Annotated in this window: 14 protein-coding genes and 1 pseudogene; 11 read left to right on the top strand and 4 right to left on the bottom strand. The window is 60.7% G+C overall.

Annotated features, from left to right (window positions below):
* Positions 1-172: 172 nt before the first annotated feature.
* The 3 genes from cyaY to rnk all read left to right on the top strand — a co-directional run bounded on the left by cyaY (position 173) and on the right by rnk (position 1,369).
* Entirely contained in the window at positions 173-505 is a 333-nt protein-coding gene (cyaY, locus tag AC1D19_RS09250) for an iron donor protein CyaY (protein ID WP_007980802.1), read from the top strand.
* Between the two features lie 4 nt (positions 506-509).
* Entirely contained in the window at positions 510-731 is a 222-nt protein-coding gene (locus tag AC1D19_RS09245) for a DUF1289 domain-containing protein (protein ID WP_477752295.1), read from the top strand.
* Positions 732-958: 227 nt separating this feature from the next.
* Complete coding sequence (gene rnk, locus AC1D19_RS09240) at positions 959-1,369, top strand: nucleoside diphosphate kinase regulator (protein WP_007992229.1); 411 nt, start codon at positions 959-961, stop codon at positions 1,367-1,369.
* 7 nt (positions 1,370-1,376) lie between these two features.
* Here rnk and AC1D19_RS09235 read toward each other — a convergent pair whose 3' ends face one another.
* The 3 genes from AC1D19_RS09235 to AC1D19_RS09225 form a co-directional block, all read right to left on the bottom strand.
* Positions 1,377-4,220 (bottom strand): class I adenylate cyclase, encoded by a 2,844-nt coding sequence (locus AC1D19_RS09235; protein ID WP_477763020.1) that lies wholly within the window; start codon positions 4,218-4,220, stop codon positions 1,377-1,379.
* A 190-nt stretch (positions 4,221-4,410) separates the two neighbouring features.
* Entirely contained in the window at positions 4,411-4,656 is a 246-nt protein-coding gene (locus tag AC1D19_RS09230; RefSeq protein ID WP_007980796.1) for a TIGR02647 family protein, read from the bottom strand.
* A 234-nt stretch (positions 4,657-4,890) separates the two neighbouring features.
* Positions 4,891-5,175 carry a hypothetical protein gene (locus AC1D19_RS09225; RefSeq protein WP_007992234.1) on the bottom strand — a complete coding sequence of 95 codons (285 nt, stop codon included), beginning with the start codon at positions 5,173-5,175 and terminating at the stop codon, positions 4,891-4,893.
* A 124-nt stretch (positions 5,176-5,299) separates the two neighbouring features.
* Between AC1D19_RS09225 and AC1D19_RS09220 the strand changes: the two genes are divergently transcribed.
* Entirely contained in the window at positions 5,300-5,959 is a 660-nt protein-coding gene (locus tag AC1D19_RS09220) for a glutathione S-transferase family protein (protein ID WP_477752297.1), read from the top strand.
* Positions 5,960-6,083: 124 nt separating this feature from the next.
* Here the strand turns inward: AC1D19_RS09220 and argH are convergent, their stop codons facing one another.
* Positions 6,084-7,478 carry an argininosuccinate lyase gene (gene argH, locus AC1D19_RS09215; protein WP_477754313.1) on the bottom strand — a complete coding sequence of 465 codons (1,395 nt, stop codon included), beginning with the start codon at positions 7,476-7,478 and terminating at the stop codon, positions 6,084-6,086.
* A 341-nt stretch (positions 7,479-7,819) separates the two neighbouring features.
* Between argH and AC1D19_RS09210 the strand changes: the two are divergent.
* The 7 genes and pseudogenes from AC1D19_RS09210 to AC1D19_RS09180 all read left to right on the top strand — a co-directional run.
* A pseudogene (locus tag AC1D19_RS09210) lies at positions 7,820-7,942 on the top strand (sensor histidine kinase); the annotation flags it as partial.
* Entirely contained in the window at positions 7,939-8,685 is a 747-nt protein-coding gene (locus AC1D19_RS09205) for a LytR/AlgR family response regulator transcription factor (RefSeq protein ID WP_223456459.1), read from the top strand. The pseudogene AC1D19_RS09210 and the gene AC1D19_RS09205, both read left to right, overlap by 4 nt.
* Positions 8,686-8,823: 138 nt before the next feature.
* Positions 8,824-9,765 carry a hydroxymethylbilane synthase gene (gene hemC / locus AC1D19_RS09200; RefSeq protein ID WP_477754314.1) on the top strand — a complete coding sequence of 314 codons (942 nt, stop codon included), beginning with the start codon at positions 8,824-8,826 and terminating at the stop codon, positions 9,763-9,765.
* Complete coding sequence (locus AC1D19_RS09195; RefSeq protein WP_477763019.1) at positions 9,762-10,529, top strand: uroporphyrinogen-III synthase; 768 nt, start codon at positions 9,762-9,764, stop codon at positions 10,527-10,529. Before hemC ends, AC1D19_RS09195 begins: the two co-directional genes overlap by 4 nt.
* Positions 10,530-10,545: 16 nt before the next feature.
* Positions 10,546-11,709: a uroporphyrinogen-III C-methyltransferase gene (locus tag AC1D19_RS09190; protein WP_477763018.1), complete on the top strand. Its 1,164-nt coding sequence runs from the start codon at positions 10,546-10,548 to the stop codon at positions 11,707-11,709.
* Positions 11,706-12,944 (top strand): heme biosynthesis HemY N-terminal domain-containing protein, encoded by a 1,239-nt coding sequence (locus AC1D19_RS09185; RefSeq protein ID WP_477763017.1) that lies wholly within the window; start codon positions 11,706-11,708, stop codon positions 12,942-12,944. Before AC1D19_RS09190 ends, AC1D19_RS09185 begins: the two co-directional genes overlap by 4 nt.
* A 263-nt stretch (positions 12,945-13,207) precedes the next feature.
* Complete coding sequence (locus tag AC1D19_RS09180; protein WP_477763016.1) at positions 13,208-13,759, top strand: disulfide bond formation protein B; 552 nt, start codon at positions 13,208-13,210, stop codon at positions 13,757-13,759.
* Positions 13,760-13,921: the final 162 nt, after the last annotated feature.

The following is a 13,921-nucleotide window of genomic DNA, read 5'->3' as shown; positions in this document are numbered from 1 at the left end:
TGTGGGAGCGAGCCTGCTCGCGAAAGCGGTGTGTCAGCCAACGAACAGGTTGAATGTACCTGCCATTCGCAAGCAAGCTCGCTTCCACAGGTCGTTATCCTTTGCAATCGATAGGGCTCGGTCGTATCTTGCGGCGCTTGAGCCTGATCAGACACTTTTTGAGGTTGCCGTAATGAGTTTGTCCGAAGCGCGTTTCCATGACCTGGTCGATGCCACCCAGCAAACCCTGGAGGACATCTTTGACGACAGCGATCTGGATATCGATCTGGAGAGCTCGGCCGGTGTGCTGACCGTCAAGTTCGAGAACGGTAGCCAGTTGATCTTCAGTCGCCAGGAGCCGCTGCGTCAGCTGTGGCTGGCAGCGGTTTCCGGCGGTTTCCACTTCGACTACGACGAAGAAAGCGAGCGCTGGATGTGCGACAAGAGCGAAGAGCAGTTGGGTGAAATGCTCGAGCGTATCGTCCAGCAACAGGCTGGCGTCGAGCTCGATTTCGAAGGCCTGTGAGATCGTGACCCAGCCTGCGCCTGTCCGTGCGCCCAAGCCGCTCTACAGCAATGTCAGCCTGGCGGTGCCGTCGCCCTGCAGCGGTGTCTGTCGGCTGGACGAACAGAAAGTCTGCCTGGGGTGCTTTCGTCATGTCGAAGATATTCGTGAGTGGCGTTCGGCCGATGACGAACGTCGGCGGGTGATTTGCGCGCAGGCTTCGAATCGCAAGGCTGGCGCTCTGTAGGAGCTGCCGAAGGCTGCGATCTTTTGGCAGCTCTGAAGATTGCCGAAGAACAAGATCAAAAGATCGCAGCCTGCGGCAGCTCCTACGCCGCCGCGTGGCGGCTTGTATATTTTTTGAGCTGTGATAGTGTCCGGAAATGCCTCAACCCACCGAGGCTTATGAAAACCCCGCCTTTTTCTGGCGGGGTTTTGCTTTTTTCGTGCAGAAGAAAGGAGTCTGCCCAGATCATGACCGCACCTTCCATCACCCTTACCCGTCTGGACGTCCAGCGTCTGGAGCGTCTGATCGACAGCCTGGACGAGACGCTGCCGGGCGTTATTGCGCTGCAAACCGAACTGGATCGCGCCGATACCGTGGTCGGCCACGATGAAGTGCCGGCGGATGTCGTGACCATGAATTCCCGTGTGCATTGCCGAGAAGAAGGCAGTGGCAAGGACTACCACCTGACCCTGGTGTACCCCAAGGATGCGAATGCCGACGAAGGCAAGGTCTCGATCCTGGCGCCGGTGGGCAGCGCGCTGCTTGGCCTGAAGGTTGGTCAGCATATCGATTGGCCGGCTCCGGGCGGCAAGACCCTGAAGCTGACGCTGCTGGAAGTCGAATCGCAGCCGGCCAATGGCGGCGCGTTCCCCGAGTGACACCCCCTCAGACCTGATCGAGCGCCTCGTTCAACGCGTGCTCCAGGTCGGCTTTGTAGCGCAGGTACAGATGGGTGGAACTCTGACCTTCGCCCAGCAGGCCTGACAGGTCGAGGTCGGTGATGTAGCCGCGGTAGCGTTCGGCTTCCCGGCGCTGCCCGACGATTTCCCGGGCGACCACGCTGAACAGCTGGTCGCCATGCTCCAACTCGGAAAACTCCCGTTGATTGCAATACAGCGTGACCTGCACCTGACCCGGTGCGGCTTTGCCGACGATCGCCTGCACGTCGTAGAACGGCTTGTTCACCGGTGTCTGCGGTACCGGTCGGGCTTCGATGCGGCGCGCCCGGCCAGAGCCTGACGGCAGCAACTGGCAATACAGGGTGTCGAGGTTCAAGGGGGGGGCAGCATCCATTGGCAACAGGGTATCGCGACGGTGCTGGATCGATTGCAGGAAACGTTGCAGCGGCACCAGCAGGCTTTGCTCGTTGTGCCAGGGCAGGCGTTGCTGCCACAGGGCATTGAACTCATCGAGCACGTACAGATCGGCCTGATTTTCGTTGACCCGATAGAACACTTGTATGCAGTCCGGCTGGCCCGTCGGCAGGAACAGCGCGAGGTCGTGGTCTTCCAGTGCCTTCGGATCCAGGTGCAACGGGCTGTAGCTGGCCATTTCCTCGCCCAGGTAATCGATCAGCGCCGGTAGAGTGGCCAGCGCGATGTGCTGGACCTGGCCGGGCACCAACTCCAGCACGTGGTAGTGCTGCTGGACCTGGATCAGGTAGCGATGATTGAGCCGGCTCAACAGCAGGTTCTGCGCGGTATCGAGGATTTCCTCCACCCGTTGGGCAATGAACTGCGCGCGGTTATGGCAGAAGCAACGTACCCGCAGCTTCGGCTGATGTGGCCCGGCCGGCAGGTTGTTGAGGTAATCGCGGATGCAGTCGAGCAGGGCGTGGGGGCCGTCGTAGCGACCGACCAGCACTTCATTCCAGCTGTTGAGTGTGACCTGGTCCAGGGTCAGCACCAGGTTTTCCCGGACACCGGCGTAGCTCAGGGAATCGGTGCGCTCGGTGGTCATCAGGATGTTCAGGTCGCGATGGTGCTTGAGCGGATCGATGCCGACATTTACCAGAATCAGCACTTCACTCGGCACGCTGGCGCGCAGCAGCGGTTCTTCGGCGACGGTGGGCAAGGGCAGGGCGATGGTCTGTTGCAGGCTGCGGAGCAAGTTGAACAGTTCGAATTCGCTCAAGTCGCTGGTGCCGGGGTGTAAGGCCAGGCGGGTACTGCTGTCGATCACGCCATTGCGGTGGCACCAGGTCAACAGTTCCAGCAAGTGGCGGCTGCGTTTGATCGGCGCGAAATGTTCCCACTCCAGCGCCGTCAGGTTGCCGTTGTACAAGCCCCACTGGCTTTGCCCCGGTTCTTTCCTCTTCGGTGCGTGCACCAGCGTCAGGGTGTCTTCAGCCAGGTCCGGGGCGATACCGGGGTTGATGAACTCGACTTTGCCGGCCTTGCGCTCGAACGCGGCGTACAGGCGACGGCCGAGGACACTCAGGTCGCGCTTGTTGATGCGGCTGACCGTTTGTTCGTGACGGGCAAACTGTGTGAGAAAGCGGTAGCTGTAGTTCAGTTCATTGACCAGCGCCCGCCGCTCGGAGCTGACCTGGCGGATTTTCCACTGACTGCGGCTATCGAGCAGGGCCAGTTGGCGCTGGTCCCAGTGCCATTCGCGGGCCAGGCGCTCGAGCAAAGAGCGTTGCCAGCTCTGGGTGCGGCTGCTGCCGGTCAGTTTGCGATTGACCTTCAGGTACAGCGCGCGACGCACCAGCTCCAGCCTTTCCGGTTCGTTGCGGGCGACCAGGTATTCCTCGATGCGCCGGTACACCACGACATACGGGTCCAGCTCGTCGAGGTCGAGCCGGTTGGCGAATACCGCTTGTTTGAAGCGCAGGCTCAGGCAATGGACCCTTGGGTGTTCACTGGCGTAAACCTCGGTCAGCAACAGCTTGAGTACCGATTTGTAGGGTGACTCGATGCCCTTGAATAACTGCCAGAGCCCGGCGCCGATAAATTCACCGGGCGGGATGAAGGCCAGGTTGCCGAGGTCGAGGGTTTCATCGGCGCGGATGAAGCGTTTGGAGATCAAGGTATGGGTGTATCGGTCGTAGCTCGACTCTTCGTAGACCGGCACCAGCCACCAGATCGGTGTACGTCCGGCCAGCCAGATCGCGGTGCGGTAAAACTCGTCCAGCAACAGGTAGTGCTGGGTGGTGCCGCAATCTTCCGAACTCAGCTGGGTATCGCGCTCGCCCCGGACGAAACGGGTCGGGTCGATCAGAAAGAAGTGCGCCTCGGCACCCTGGCTGGCGGCCCAGACTTCCAGCAACTGGCATTTTTTGTGCAGTTCGGCGAGTTCGTTCTCGGTCAGGTCCGGCCCATGGCAGACCCACACATCCATGTCGCTCTGGTCGGCCTGAGCCAGGGTGCCGAGGCTGCCCATCAGGAACAGTCCGTGAATCGGCCGGGGCGGGTTGCTGCCGTGGCGCGGTTTGTAGGAAAACGATCGGGTCAGGCGCTGGGCTTCAGCGAGGACATTGGCATCCGGTTCGAAATTCGACAGCCCGGCCGGCGTACTGCCGCAAACGTAGCCGGGCAACAGCGGATGGTTCACGTGGAAAAACAGCGGCAGCAAGGTCAGGACCTCTTGCTGGCGGGTCGACAACCCTTCCATGGCGCGAGCCATGCGTCCTTCGTTGAGTTTCAGAAAGCGTGCGCGCAGCTGGCTGAGAACCTTGCGGTCGATTCCCTCGTCCAGATCGGGGCGGATTTCATGGTTGCGGGTCATGTCAGCTCAAACCGGCTCGCAGGGCTCGGACGTGGGGCTCTTCGGATGAGGGGCAGTTTAGCGTCTTGAGGCGAGGACCTTTAAGCTGATTTTTTCTGGCGTCAGAATTCTATCGGCTGGAGACGGAAATCAGGGGAATGTGCCCGCGGAAATCCCTGGATCGGGGTCTCCGTGGGCGATGCGGCAGAATTCAGGCTGTTACTTCGGCGTTAAGAATGGTCAGCACGGATTGCACATTTTGCGCGGCGTCACGACCCAGGCTGGTCAGGTAACCGCCATCAGGCTGGTCGGTCAGTTCTTTTTCAAAGAGGCGTTTGGCGGCGGCAATGTGTTTCGGGGCAGCGGTCTGATGAATTTTCAGACCTTCCTGGGAACTGTCCAGGTTGAAGAGTGCGAGGACTTCCAGTTCGGCAACCAACTCAGGGGTAAGCGACATAAGGACTCCAGACTTTCTAGGAATTGGACGACAGCGCCCCTAAGGTGAACCCGCTTGTCCGGCATGTCCAGTGCTGGCGGCAGAGATTTTTTGCCTCGGGAAGCATTCCTCGGCGAGTGGTGGGGCGGCGGGGTGTTTCCAGTGTAGACCGCATAAAAAAGATCGCAGCCTTCGGCAGCTCCTACCTGGAATGCGATCCACGTAGGAGCTGCCGAAGGCTGCGATCTTTTGATCTTACTGCTTTTCCGGCGGCAGCTCGGGCAGCGCGCGCAACGCCGCTTCATACCATTCGGTGTTGAACGCGCGGTCTTCTTCGAGGATCGCGTCGATTTCTACCGCCAAAACGTGAGCCATCAAGTTGAGGATTTCTTCCCGCTCGTAACCCACCAGCGTCAGCTTGTTGAACGTCGCCTTGGCCGCTGGCGGGTTGTCGCTTTCGATCTGGTTTTCGATGGCCTGGATCAGGGTACTTTCGGCGAACTCTTCTTCGTCGTTGTCGATATCGTTCAGCTCGCTCATGGCAGGCTCCTCAGGGAAAGGCGGCCAGTTTACCCGCATTCGGCGGCGTGATGCTGCTGGCAAGAATCCCGGCAGCGTTCTATAAACAGGCACTGCCCACCCCGCATGGTCTGGAGGCTTTGTGATGATCAAGCTTTATGGATTCTCCGTCAGTAACTACTACAACATGGTCAAACTGGCGCTGCTGGAAAAAGGACTGCCCTTCGAAGAAGTGCCGTTTTACGCCGGCACCAGCCCCGAGGCACTGGCAATCAGCCCCCGCGGAAAGGTCCCGGTGTTGCACGTAGAACAGGGCTTCATCAATGAAACCAGCGTGATCCTCGAATACATCGAGCAAAGTCAGAACGGCACGCCGCTGCTACCGAGCGATCCGTTCGAACGCGCGCAGGTGCTGGCACTGGCCAAAGAGATCGAGCTGTATATCGAATTGCCGGGGCGGGCCTGTTACGGCGAAGCATTCTTCGGCATGACCGTACCGGAAGCGATCAAGGAAAAAACCAAGGCCGAACTGTTGTTGGGGATGGCAGCCCTGGGCCGGCACGGCAAATTCAGCCCTTACGTGGCTGGCGACAGCTTGAGCGTGGCGGATCTGTATTTCCTGTTCAGCGTGCCGCTGGCGTGTGGGGTCGCCAAGAAGTTGTTTGACATCGATCTGTTGGCCGAGCTGCCGGCGGCCAAGGCGCTGTTGCAGCGGTTGGGGGAAAACCCGAACGTTCAGCGAGTGGCGGCGGACAGGGAAGCGGCGATGCCGGCGTTCATGGCGATGATTGCTGCCAAGAAGTAGTTCTGCGGGGTTTTGAAGTCAGTCATCGTCGGAACGCCGCCCGGAGCCGGCTCGCTCCCGCAGGGTTGGATGTGCGAACACTATCCAGTGTGGGAGCGAGCCTGCTCGCGATGCATTTGACGATTTAGCGACTGGCCAGAAGTGCCTGGCCGCGCACTACAGCAGCCTTCACCTGCGCCGGCGCAGTACCGCCGATGTGGTTACGGGCATTGACCGAGCCTTCGAGGGTCAGCACGGCGAACACGTCCTGATCGATCTGGTCGCTGAACTTGCGCAGCTCTTCCAGGCTCATTTCCGCCAGGTCCTTGCCGCTGTCCACGCCGTACTTCACGGCATGACCGACGATTTCGTGGCAATCACGGAATGGCAGGCCGCGACGCACCAGGTAGTCGGCCAGGTCGGTGGCGGTGGAGAACCCGCGCAGGGCCGCTTCGCGCATCATCGCGTGCTTGGGCTTGATCGCCGGAACCATGTCGGCAAAGGCCCGCAGCGAGTCGCGCAGGGTATCGGCGGCGTCGAACAGCGGTTCCTTGTCTTCCTGGTTGTCCTTGTTGTAGGCCAGAGGCTGGCCTTTCATCAGGGTCAACAGGCCCATCAGCGCGCCGAATACGCGACCGGTCTTGCCACGCACGAGCTCCGGTACGTCCGGGTTTTTCTTTTGCGGCATGATCGAGCTGCCGGTGCAGAAACGGTCCGGCAGATCGATGAACTGGAACTGCGCACTGGTCCACAGCACCAACTCTTCGGAGAAGCGCGACAGGTGCATCATCGCGATGCTGGCGGCCGAGCAGAATTCGATGGCGAAATCGCGATCGGAGACGTTATCCAGCGAATTGCCGCCTACCGCGTCGAAACCCAGCAGTTGAGCGGTGTATTCACGATCGATCGGATAGGTAGTGCCGGCCAGCGCGGCGCTGCCCAGCGGCATGCGGTTGGTGCGCTTGCGGCAGTCGACCAGGCGCTCGTAGTCGCGGCTGAGCATTTCGAACCAGGCCAGCATGTGGTGCCCGAACGTCACCGGCTGTGCAGTCTGCAGGTGGGTGAACCCCGGCATGATGCTGGCGGCTTCGCGCTCGGCTTGCTCCAGCAGGCCATTTTGCAGGCGGGTGATTTCGGCCAGGATCAGGTCGATTTCGTCACGCAGCCACAGGCGGATGTCGGTAGCGACCTGATCGTTACGGCTGCGGCCGGTGTGCAGTTTTTTACCGGTCACGCCGATGCGGTCGGTCAGCCGCGCCTCGATGTTCATGTGGACGTCTTCGAGGTCGATGCGCCAGTCGAACTGGCCGGCCTCGATTTCACCCTGGATGGTCTTCAGGCCATCGATGATGCTGTCGCGCTCGGCATCGGTCAGCACGCCGACCTTGGCCAGCATGGTGGCGTGGGCAATCGAGCCCATGATGTCGTGGCGATACAGGCGCTGGTCGAAGGTGACGGAGGCGGTGAAGCGGGCGACGAAGGCGTCGACGGGTTCACTGAAGCGGCCGCCCCAGGACTGATTGGTCTTGTCAGTGCTCATGAATTCGCTCGTATCGGCTTGAAGTAGGAAGGCGTGGAACGCTGACGCGGATAATAACAGGGTTGCCAATCCTGTCGCTGACACTGGTCGACAGGTTTTTTTGGGGGGACGAGTCCAGGCTTGGGTAAGCCCCGCGCATTTTTGCGGAACGATATTTTCCAATTGAGCTGTATCGTCCCGGCAACCGTCTACAGTTGGACAGTAGGATCAGCGCACTTTTCGTTGCAGCCGCTGATTATAAAAAGAGGGGAGTGTTCAGATTGCGTAACAGCAAACCCTGTGGCGACGTGTCGCCAATGCGGGCCTGGGCCGCCAATCGCCCGGCAGATGAAAATTTAGCCGCCGGACCAGCGGCACTTTTTGACGCTCGCGCTAGTCTTAGCGTGGATCGCGGTGACGGACGTCACTTCACCTGTCTACGCTATCCTTGTGCGAGACTCACGCAGGAATCCAGCGCAATATGAATGTCCTGATCGTTGATGACGAACCCTTGGCCCGCGAGCGCCTGAGCCGAATGGTTGGCGAACTCGAGGGATACAGTGTCCTGGAGCCTAGTGCCACGAATGGCGAAGAGGCGTTGGCACTGATCGACAGCCACAAACCGGATATCGTGCTGCTTGATATCCGCATGCCCGGCCTGGATGGCCTGCAAGTGGCTGCGCGGTTGTGCGAACGCGAAACCCCTCCCGCCGTGGTGTTCTGCGCCGGGCCCGATGAATTTGCCGTGGAAGCCTTACAGGCCAGCGCCGTAGGCTATCTGGTGAAACCTGTGAGAACTGAACAATTACATGACGCATTAAAGAGAGCCGAGCGCCCCAATCGTGCCCAGCTCGCCGCCCTGACCCGCCCTGCTGCCGAAAGCGGCAACGGACCGCGCAGCCATATCAGCGCCCGAACCCGTAAAGGGATCGAGCTGATTCCGCTGGATCAGGTGGTGTATTTCATTGCCGACCACAAATACGTGACCTTGCGCCACGAAGGCGGCGAAGTGCTACTCGATGAGCCGCTCAAGGCCCTCGAAGACGAATTCGGTGACCGTTTCGTGCGTATCCATCGCAATGCGCTGGTCGCCCGCGAGCGTATCGAGCGACTGCAACGCACACCCCTGGGGCATTTTCAGCTGTTCCTCAAAGGCCTCAATGGTGATGCGCTGATCGTCAGCCGGCGTCATGTGGCTGGCGTGCGCAAGATGATGCAACAGCTTTAAACAGCTGTTCGCAGGCGAATTTCACACCCGATTGCCGGACATCCGGGGCCAGGGAGGCCGAGTAGTATCTGATACAAGTCAAAGTGGATTTGGCTGAGCTGTTATTATCCGCCGTATCTATTCAGTACGGATTGATCCATGTCCTCTCGCCAGATCCGCATCGCCACCCGCAAAAGCGCTCTCGCCCTGTGGCAGGCCGAATTCGTCAAAGCCCGTCTTGAAGCGGCTCATCCGGGCCTGCTGGTGACACTCGTCCCCATGGTCAGTCGTGGTGACAAGCTGCTTGACTCACCGCTGTCGAAAATCGGCGGCAAGGGCCTGTTCGTCAAGGAACTCGAAACCGCTCTATTGGACAATGAAGCAGACATCGCCGTGCACTCCATGAAGGACGTGCCGATGGACTTCCCCGAAGGCCTTGGCCTGTTCTGCATTTGCGAAAGGGAAGACCCGCGCGACGCCTTCGTTTCCAACACCTACACCAGTCTCGATGAGTTGCCCCATGGCAGCATCGTCGGCACCTCCAGCCTGCGCCGCCAGGCTCAATTGCTGACCCGTCGCCCGGACCTGGAAATCCGCTTCCTGCGCGGCAACGTCAACACTCGCCTGGCCAAGCTCGATGCCGGCGAATACGACGCCATCATCCTCGCCGCTGCCGGCCTGATACGCCTGGGATTTGAAGATCGCATTACCTCGGCCATCAGCGTCGACGACAGCCTTCCAGCCGGTGGCCAGGGCGCGGTGGGTATCGAATGCCGCAGCGCCGACCGTGAAATCCACGCTCTGCTGGCGCCCCTGCATCACCAGGACACCGCCACCCGCGTGACCGCCGAACGCTCTCTCAACAAGCACCTCAATGGTGGCTGCCAGGTGCCGATTGCCTGCTACGCCGTGCTGGAAGGTGAGCAGGTGTGGTTGCGCGGGCTGGTGGGCGATCCAAAGGGTGGTCTGCTGCTCAGCGCAGAGGCCCGCGCTCCTCGCGGCGATGCCGAAGCGCTGGGAGTGCGAGTGGCCGAAGACCTTCTCAGCCAGGGTGCCGACGCCATACTCAAAGCGGTCTATGGCGAGGCTGGTCACGAGTGATCGGCTGGCGCTTGCTGCTGACGCGTCCCGCCGATGAGTCGGCGGCGCTGAGCAGTCTTTTGGCCGAGCAGGGGATATTCAGTAACAGTCTGCCGCTTTTGGACATCATGCCCATTGCGGCCACTGACACAATGCGCCAGGTGATTCTGGCGCTGGATCAGTTCTGCGCCGTCATCGTGGTCAGCAAGCCGGCCGCCCGGATCGGCGTCGAACTGCTCGAGCGGTATTGGCCAACACCGCCCGGTGTGAAGTGGTTCAGCGTCGGCGCGGCGACTGCGCAGATCCTCGAGGATCACGGGTTGGACGTGAGCTTCCCGGCAGAGGGCGATGACAGTGAAGCCTTGCTCGAACTTTCCCGACTGCGCGAGGCTATCGCACAACCCGATGCGCGAGTGCTGATCCTGCGCGGGGAGGGCGGGCGCGAGTTGCTGGCTGAGCGTTTGCGTGAGCTTGGTGCTAGTGTCGAGTATCTGGAGCTGTACCGCCGGGCATTACCGATTTACCCGCCGACACTACTGCCGCAACGGATCCAGGCGGAACGCCTGAACGGGCTGGTGGTCAGCAGTGGACAAGGTTTTGAGCACCTGCATCAATTGGCCGGCGACGCCTGGCCGCAGTTGGCGCAGTTGCCGTTGTTTGTACCAAGCCCCAGGGTTGCCGAGCTGGCGCGTGCCGCCGGGGCCAAAACAGTTGTGGATTGTCGCGGTGCGAGTGCCGCGGCCTTGCTGACGGCGTTACGGGAGCATCCCGTACCCGTTTTCTAATGCAAAGGATGGATACGTGAGCGAAACAGCCTTGCCTAAAGATGACTCGCGACCGGTGCTTGATGCACCTGTTGATGCACCTGTTGATGAAATACCGCCGCCGCCACCTGCTGCCGAGCAGCGTCGAGGCAATGGTCTGGCAATCATTGCGCTGCTGTTGGGAGCGGCCGGTGTCGCGGTGGGCGGTTGGGGTGTCTGGCAGGTGCGTCACCTGCAAGCCAATAATCAGCAGCAACTGAGCCAGATGCAGGTGCTGAATGACCAGGCGCAAAACCTCAAGCTCAATGAGGAGCGCCTGAGCGCACGCCTGGCGCAATTACCTCCCGCCGATGAACTGGAAGCACGTAGCCGTCTGGTGATTCAGCTGCAAGGTGATCAGCAGCGGCTGAACCAACGGCTGGAAACCGTACTCGGCGCCAGTCGCAAGGACTGGCGTCTGGCCGAGGCCGAGCACCTGCTGCGTCTGGCCAGCCTGCGACTGTCGGCCTTGCAGGACATCAGCAGCGCCCAGGCACTGGTCCAGGGTGCCGATGAGATACTGCGCGAGCAGAACGACCCAGGCTCTTTTGCCGCTCGCGAGCAGGTGGCCAAGACCCTGATTGCCTTGCGCAGTACCGAACAACCGGATCGCACCGGGCTGTTTCTGCGTCTGGGCGCGCTGCGCGATCAAGTGGCCAGCCTCACCGAGCTGGCGCCGGAGTACAAGGACCGTGGCGATTCGTTGCTGGGCCTGACCGCCGATGGCGACGGTGCCAGCCGCTGGGCGCAATGGTGGGATCAGATTTCCCGCTACATCCGTATCGATTTCAGTGCCGACAAAAACGTTCGCCCATTGCTGGCCGGCCAGAGCCTGAGTCAGGTACGCCTGGCCCTGAGCCTGGCGCTGGAGCAAGCGCAGTGGGCCGCACTCAATGGCCAGGCGGCGGTTTACTCCCAGGTGCTGGACGAAGCGCGGGACATCCTCAAGGGCAACTTCAACCCGGACAACGCACAAAGCAAAGTGATGCTTGAGCAGGTGGCCGAGTTGAGCAAGCAACCTGTCACCGTAGTCACTCCGGACATGACCGGCACCCTGAGCTCGGTGCAGGGGTATCTGGAGCGGCGCAACGTCAATGCCGAAGACTCGGTCAAGCCACTGGCCAGGCCTGCCGCGAACACCGCGCCGGAGGCCACGCCATGAAACGCCTCTATGTGATCGTGTTCCTCGTGATCGCCGCTGCCGCTGCGCTGGGGCTGGCGATTGCCGAACACTCCGGTTACGTGCTGATTGCCTACAAGACCTTCCGCTACGAGTCGAGCCTGTGGGCTACTTTGGCGCTGGTGGCTGTGCTCTGGCTGGTGATCTGGGGCGTCAAATCGCTGGTCGAACTGGTGATGACATCCAGTGGCGTGGTCAACCCGTGGTCTCGGCGTAACCGCAGTCGTCGGGTGCAGGTGGCGATCGAGCACGGTCAACTGGACCTGGCCGAGGGTCGCTGGGCCAGTGCGCAACGTCACTTGCATCGGGCCGCCGAAGCCGAGCGCCAGCCGCTGCTTTACTACCTCGGTGCGGCCCGTGCCGCGAACGAACAAGGCCATTACGAAGAAAGCGACAACTTGCTGGAGCGCGCCCTGGAGCGTCAGCCTCAGGCCGAGTTGGCTATCGCCTTGAGCCACGCTCAGTTGCAGACCGATCGCGGTGATACCGAAGGTGCACTCGCCACCCTGCAAGCCATGCGTGAACGCCATCCTCATAACGCACAGACCCTGCGGCAGTTGCAGCGCTTGCTTGAGCAGCGTGGTGACTGGTCGGCAGTGATTCGCCTGCTGCCGGAGCTGCGCAAAGACAAAATCCTGCCGGCGGCCGAGCTCGCCGAGCTGGAGCGTCGGGCCTGGGGGGCGAACCTGTCTCTGGCAGCGCAACGGGAAGAAAACGGAACGGAGGGGCAGCAATCGCTTGAACGTGCCTGGCAACAATTGACCTCGGCACAGCGTCAGGAGCCGCAACTGGTGCTCGCGTATGCCGAACAACTGCGTCAATTGGGGGCTCAGGTCGAGGCCGAAGAAGTGCTGCGTACTGCTCTCAAACGCAGTTACGACAGTCATCTGGCACGACTCTACGGACTGGTTCGCGGCAATGATCCGGCCCGCCAGTTGCAGGCCGCCGAAGGCTGGCTCAAGGACCATCCGGCCGATCCGGGCCTGCTACTGACACTGGGGCGTCTATGCCTGCAAAACAGTTTGTGGGGCAAAGCCCGGGACTATCTGGAAAACAGCCTGCGTGTACAACGCAATCCGGAAGCCTGTGCGGAACTGGCACGCTTGCTGGCGCAAATGGGCGATACCGAGCGCAGCAACCAGCTGTTTCAGGAAGGCCTGGGGTTATTGGATGAACGCTTGCTCGCGGCCCCTCTGCCAGTGCCAGTCCGCGCTTGACCCGTTCGCTGGCGCCAGGTTTCGGCGTCTGAGCGATGACCTGCGGCGAAGGAGTGATCGCCCTCGCCGCAGTGCGATGAATAGTTGAAATTCAGTTGCCGCATCTCGTCGCAGGCAAAGTCCTACAGAGGACTACATTTTATCCTCTCGCCTGCGTCGGGATTTCCCTACGCCTGTGCTGAAGTGTCTGTGGGCACTTGCCTTGTAAGGCCGTCGCGCTTTCCTCTACCGTAATGGTCTGTCACTACTTTTACGGAAAAGCCATGTCTTTGGCCTGCTCACGCTCCTTGTTTTTCATGGCTTTCATTGCGGGCGCTCTGGCGATGGGCGTTTCCTACTACCTGGAATATGCAGTCGGCCTGCGGCCTTGTGGATTGTGTCTGTTGCAACGGTTTTGCATGGCGCTCTTTGCCGGTGTCTGCCTGTTGGCTTCGGTCCATGGCCCCGGTCGCATCGGAAACGTTCTGTATTGGCTGCTCAGTCTTTGTTGCAGCCTCGCCGGCACTGTCACGGCGTGGCGACAGGTCCTGCTGCAAAGCCTTCCGACGGAACAGGCAGCAGAGTGCTCGACCCATCTGGAGGACCTGTTGGCCAGTTCTCCGTGGCTATCCGTCGTACAACAAATGTTCAAGGGCGCTGCCGATTGTGTGGAAATTTCCTGGACGCTGTTCGATCTGAGTCTCACCGAGTGGAGCCTGCTGTTCTTCGTCGCGATGATGATTCTGGCCGTTTACCAGTCGTTGCGACTGGTCTGGACCAGCTATCAGCGACCACTTAGCGGCGAGTCGTCGCACCGGGCCTTTGCGGGCGATTAAACACTTGTATGAACTTTATCGCCTGCGTACCTTGAAGCCAGTGTCGTGCGGGCATAATCTGGCCCGCACGTGTCATTGGAATTATGTTGCTCGATGACGCTCTGCCTGAAATCGCCCCCGACGTAACAAGAGGGCGACGGGCATTGAGCAGCTGACCCACAA

Source organism: Pseudomonas sp. P1_C12 (assembly GCF_056406435.1).
The sequence above is the reverse complement of the archived record's forward strand: the minus strand, read 5'-3'. Positions and strand labels throughout refer to the sequence as shown.